Origin of the sequence: Streptococcus sp. CCH5-D3 (assembly GCF_001556435.1) — a bacterium.
Classification (GTDB): Bacteria; Bacillota; Bacilli; order Lactobacillales; family Streptococcaceae; genus Streptococcus.
In genome coordinates this window covers 1-5,320 of sequence record NZ_LSIW01000125.1, presented here as the reverse complement: position 1 = coordinate 5,320, position 5,320 = coordinate 1, and the positions used below count along the sequence as shown (strand labels likewise).

The 5,320-nt window shown below is 36.2% G+C and carries 7 protein-coding genes; 3 read left to right on the top strand and 4 right to left on the bottom strand.

Translation table 11 applies throughout. From position 1 onward, the window contains the following. Positions 1-307: 307 nt before the first annotated feature. From AX662_RS07845 to msr(D), 3 genes are all read left to right on the top strand, one after another. The gene (locus tag AX662_RS07845) at positions 308-478 is read left to right on the top strand and encodes a hypothetical protein (protein WP_000873143.1); all 171 of its coding nucleotides are present in this window, start codon (positions 308-310) and stop codon (positions 476-478) included. A 385-nt stretch (positions 479-863) separates the two neighbouring features. Beyond that, positions 864-2,081 (top strand): macrolide efflux MFS transporter Mef(A), encoded by a 1,218-nt coding sequence (mef(A), locus tag AX662_RS07840; protein WP_000417519.1) that lies wholly within the window; start codon positions 864-866, stop codon positions 2,079-2,081. A gap of 119 nt (positions 2,082-2,200) precedes the next feature. Continuing rightward, positions 2,201-3,664, top strand: coding sequence for an ABC-F type ribosomal protection protein Msr(D) (gene msr(D), locus AX662_RS07835; protein ID WP_000420313.1), 1,464 nt, complete (start codon positions 2,201-2,203; stop codon positions 3,662-3,664). 117 nt (positions 3,665-3,781) lie between these two features. Here msr(D) and AX662_RS07830 read toward each other — a convergent pair whose 3' ends face one another. Genes AX662_RS07830 through AX662_RS07815 form a run of 4 tightly spaced genes read right to left on the bottom strand, consistent with a single transcriptional unit; the run spans position 3,782 to position 5,026 of the window. Then, a complete protein-coding gene (locus tag AX662_RS07830; RefSeq protein ID WP_001072467.1) occupies positions 3,782-4,081 on the bottom strand; it encodes a DUF5960 family protein in 300 nt (99 codons plus the stop codon). Further along, positions 4,068-4,436, bottom strand: a complete 369-nt coding sequence (locus AX662_RS07825) for a hypothetical protein (RefSeq protein ID WP_000567222.1) — start codon at positions 4,434-4,436, stop codon at positions 4,068-4,070. The genes AX662_RS07830 and AX662_RS07825 overlap by 14 nt, the downstream gene beginning before the upstream one ends. Before the next feature lie 12 nt (positions 4,437-4,448). Beyond that, entirely contained in the window at positions 4,449-4,784 is a 336-nt protein-coding gene (locus tag AX662_RS07820) for a DinB/UmuC family translesion DNA polymerase (RefSeq protein ID WP_000806926.1), read from the bottom strand. After that, a complete protein-coding gene (locus tag AX662_RS07815) occupies positions 4,781-5,026 on the bottom strand; it encodes a hypothetical protein (protein ID WP_001813542.1) in 246 nt (81 codons plus the stop codon). Before AX662_RS07815 ends, AX662_RS07820 begins: the two co-directional genes overlap by 4 nt. Positions 5,027-5,320 lie beyond the last annotated feature (294 nt).

Here is a 5,320-nt window from a genome sequence, read left to right as displayed (position 1 = left end):
TTTTGGAGTGAGTGGAAGTGATAGTTAGGAATTCTCAAATTCTATTTCCATTTACCCTGTGGGTACGTGTTTGTTTCCATTGACAAGGAGTTTGTGGGAATAGAAATGTACCCACCTTGTTTGAATCAAGTGAAGTGTAGTTGAAGGAAATCTGTTGAAAGCAATACTTCATTTTACCGAATAAGTAATAATTTAGGCAACTTCAAATCGATTAAAAAAAACTATTTTAAAGGTTAAGAGTAGACAAAAATTGTCCACTCTTTTTTGCAAACTCAATTTATCAATAAATGAAATGAGGGAATGTAAAATGAAATATTTTGAGGTTGAGTTAGAAAATCCTGATGAATTTTTAAAACTACAAACAGAAGATTTTGTGAAAGCTAATCGCTTGCTACTAAGGAAGATAATCCAGAGCGTTACAGTCTATGAAGAAAACTTCGTCATATCCTTTAAATCTGGCATCGAATTGGAAGTATGAGTCTCATTCCATAACTTTTATATTGAACATATCATCTTGTTGTGTTATACTATAAATTGATATAAACAAAGATGTAGGAGGAACCGAAACTATGACAGCCTCAATGCGTTTAAGATAAGCTGGCAATAAAAAAAGCAGAATCTATACCCGATGATAGGCTTTTTTGTTGTGCTTATTTATACGATATTGAGCATTCATTAGTTACGGTGAGGATATTGGTTATTTAACTATACCTTTATTTAACTATGTCTTTAATATGAATGTTTCCAAATTGTATGTATGCAGACCAAAAGCCACATTGTGGGGTTTGGCCTGCATTTTTTATTGCCTAGAATGCTATTCAAAATAGAAATTCAAGCAAAATAATATGCAGGAGATAATATAAATGGAAAAATACAACAATTGGAAACGAAAATTTTATGCAATATGGGCAGGGCAAGCAGTATCATTAATCACTAGTGCCATCCTGCAAATGGCGATTATTTTTTACCTTACAGAAAAAACAGGATCTGCGATGGTCTTGTCTATGGCTTCATTAGTAGGTTTTTTACCCTATGCGATTTTGGGACCTGCCATTGGTGTGCTAGTGGATCGTCATGATAGGAAGAAGATAATGATTGGTGCCGATTTAATTATCGCAGCAGCTGGTGCAGTGCTTGCTATTGTTGCATTCTGTATGGAGCTACCTGTCTGGATGATTATGATAGTATTGTTTATCCGTAGCATTGGAACAGCTTTTCATACCCCAGCACTCAATGCGGTTACACCACTTTTAGTACCAGAAGAACAGCTAACGAAATGCGCAGGCTATAGTCAGTCTTTGCAGTCTATAAGCTATATTGTTAGTCCGGCAGTTGCAGCACTCTTATACTCCGTTTGGGATTTAAATGCTATTATTGCCATCGACGTATTGGGTGCTGTGATTGCATCTATTACGGTAGCAATTGTACGTATACCTAAGCTGGGTAATCAAGTGCAAAGTTTAGAACCAAATTTCATAAGGGAGATGAAAGAAGGAGTTGTGGTTCTGAGACAAAACAAAGGATTGTTTGCCTTATTACTCTTAGGAACACTATATACTTTTGTTTATATGCCAATCAATGCACTATTTCCTTTAATAAGCATGGAACACTTTAATGGAACACCTGTGCATATTTCTATTACGGAAATTTCCTTTGCATTTGGGATGCTAGCAGGAGGCTTATTATTAGGAAGATTAGGGGGCTTCGAAAAGCATGTATTACTAATAACAAGTTCATTTTTTATAATGGGGACCAGTTTAGCCGTTTCGGGAATACTTCCTCCAAATGGATTTGTAATATTCGTAGTTTGCTGTGCAATAATGGGGCTTTCGGTGCCATTTTATAGCGGTGTGCAAACAGCTCTTTTTCAGGAGAAAATTAAGCCTGAATATTTAGGACGTGTATTTTCTTTGATCGGAAGTATCATGTCACTTGCTATGCCAATTGGGTTAATTCTTTCTGGATTCTTTGCTGATAAAATCGGTGTAAATCATTGGTTTTTACTATCAGGTATTTTAATTATTGGCATTGCTATAGTTTGCCAAATGATAACTGAGGTTAGAAAATTAGATTTAAAATAAACAATATTGGAGGAATATTTATGTATCTTATTTTCATGTAACTCTTCCTGCTAAAATCGCAGGGTTTTCCCTGCATACAAGCAAATGAAAGCATGCGATTATAGACAGGAGGAAATGTTATGGAATTAATATTAAAAGCAAAAGACATTCGTGTGGAATTCAAAGGACGCGATGTTTTAGATATAAATGAATTAGAAGTATATGATTATGACCGTATTGGTTTAGTAGGAGCAAATGGTGCTGGAAAAAGCACTTTACTCAGGGTACTTTTAGGAGAATTAACTCCCCCAGGATGTAAAATGAATCGTCTGGGTGAACTTGCCTATATTCCCCAGTTGGACGAAGTAACTCTGCAGGAGGAAAAAGATTTTGCACTTGTAGGCAAGCTAGGTGTTGAGCAATTAAATATACAGACTATGAGCGGTGGTGAAGAAACAAGGCTTAAAATAGCACAGGCCTTATCGGCACAGGTTCATGGTATTTTAGCGGATGAACCTACGAGCCATTTAGACCGTGAAGGAATTGATTTTCTAATAGGACAGCTAAAATATTTTACAGGTGCACTGTTAGTTATTAGCCATGACCGCTATTTTCTTGATGAAATAGTAGATAAAATATGGGAACTGAAAGATGGCAAAATCACTGAGTATTGGGGAAACTATTCTGATTATCTTCGTCAGAAAGAGGAAGAACGTAAGAGCCAAGCTGCAGAATACGAACAATTTATTGCGGAACGTGCCCGATTGGAAAGGGCTGCGGAGGAAAAGCGAAAACAGGCTCGTAAAATAGAACAGAAGGCAAAAGGTTCTTCAAAGAAAAAAAGTACTGAAGACGGAGGGCGTTTAGCTCATCAAAAATCAATAGGAAGTAAGGAAAAAAAGATGTATAATGCTGCTAAAACCCTAGAGCACAGGATTGCGGCCTTAGGAAAAGTAGAAGCTCCGGAAGGCATTCGCAGAATTCGTTTCAGGCAAAGTAAAGCATTGGAGCTCCATAATCCATACCCTATAGTCGGTGCAGAAATTAATAAAGTATTTGGGGATAAGGCTCTGTTTGAAAATGCATCTTTTCAAATTCCGTTAGGAGCAAAAGTGGCGTTAACTGGTGGTAATGGAATCGGAAAAACAACTTTAATCCAAATGATCTTAAACCATGAAGAAGGAATTTCTATTTCGCCTAAGGCAAAAATAGGTTACTTTGCACAGAATGGTTACAAGTACAACAGTAATCAGAATGTTATGGAGTTTATGCAGAAGGATTGTGACTACAATATATCAGAAATTCGTTCAGTGCTAGCATCTATGGGGTTCAAACAGAACGATATTGGAAAAAGTTTATCTGTTTTAAGCGGTGGAGAAATTATAAAATTGTTGCTTGCTAAAATGCTCATGGGTAGATATAACATCCTAATAATGGATGAACCCAGTAACTTCCTTGACATACCAAGTTTAGAGGCTTTGGAAATACTAATGAAGGAGTACACCGGAACTATCGTGTTTATCACCCACGATAAACGATTACTCGAAAATGTAGCAGATGTAGTTTATGAAATTAGAGATAAGAAAATAAATCTGAAACATTAAATTTAAGGTAGTCGCTGGTCAGTATAGTCTGTTCTGGTTGGCGACTCCATTGTTAAAGAGTATAAAGACTTTAGATTTTATGAATATTAAAAATAGGAACAGTCAATTGAACTGCTCCTATTTTTCTGCTAAATATATTGTAGTTTTCTTATATGTATAATGATAGATTAGCGGATTCTCATCTACGGTACTTACTTCAAATATGAAGAAGTGATCGCGGTTATCTCTGGACTTTTCCTTATTGAGGACAAAGTAATTCTTACGTGAAGTCGCCATTGTTTTTAGGATATCATCAGTTAGGAAGGTCAATGGAATATTCATGTTAGAGTAGCGGTAGAAGTCACGTTCAAAATCTTGGTAGCTCTCGCTATAATAGTCCATTTGTAGGTGATTACGCTGAAACTCAAGCTGATTCATAGAGCACCTCCTCGACAAGTTCAATACTAATAATGTCTTTTAATTTCAAATTGATGTGACCTGTTGTAGTTTTTATCAAAATGAAATCTTTGGTCAGACTTGGTATTGTTCCAGTGTAGGAAACACGCTTGTTTTTTTCAATCACTTGAATGCGTGTGCGTAGCTGCCCGGCGTATACTTGACTGAGGAGTAATAATTTCTTCTCTAGTGATAAGTCAGACATGTACGTTACTTTGTTTGTATCATCAGAGAGTGCTGATGCATGTTCAGATAGGAAAAAGCCCATCCATTTTTGCATCTTTGTATCCTGGTACTCTCTTGCTGATTGAAATGGTAAATATGAACGGTCAATCATATCAAATCCTTTCTATGCAGAGGCAAGGGTATTTTTATCAAATTGAATCGTAAAACCTTGAATTCCCCCACCTGTGTAACATTCTTTAAAGCGATTGATTACCTCAGTATAGATTATCACAGATGAGCTTGTTGGCTTAATGCTAAATGTAAATTCCAATGGTAATCGGTTTTCAGATTTAGCATGTACTAGTCGTATCGATATTTCAGTTGTTTTGAGTTTTCTCTGACGAAGTTTTGAAGTTGCTGTTTCAACGATTCCATGTAAAAATCTTTCAAGCATTTCAATATCATTACATCCTTTGCTACGGATTTCTGAAAATTGTACTGTATTTTTTTCTTGTTTCATTTTAATCCCTCCAATCCACCCGCGGAATGACCACCGATAAGTTTACTGCGTTCAATATTTCTGGAACCTTCAGTTAGGACGGTTCCTTTTTGTATGGCTAAAAAACCAAACTGTTCTCTGACAACATCAATAGCTGTCTGAAGTCTATTATCTTTTTCAATTTGTTCTACATCATCAAAGAGTGATAGTAGAGTATAGCTTTCATCTACGAAGCCACTATAAGATACACCAATTTGTCTCACTGCACCAGAGGTGTATTTTTCGGAATAATACAAGTACATGACTCACCATTGTTTTGGGGAGATTTGCGGGTTCAATTTTATTCTGAGCATTTATAGATTTTTTCATCTCAGTCCTAGAATAGCCAATATGAATAGAAACGACAGTAGTCAATACTAGGGCTACTGTTCCGTTCCACAGTATCATTTAAAAATCATTTTCACACCCTTTCGTCTATTAGTATAGAAGAAAGCTCTCAGCACACGTGGAGTGTGTAGCTTTGCTCGTAAAAGCCTAGAACCTTTGAACGAAAGGGA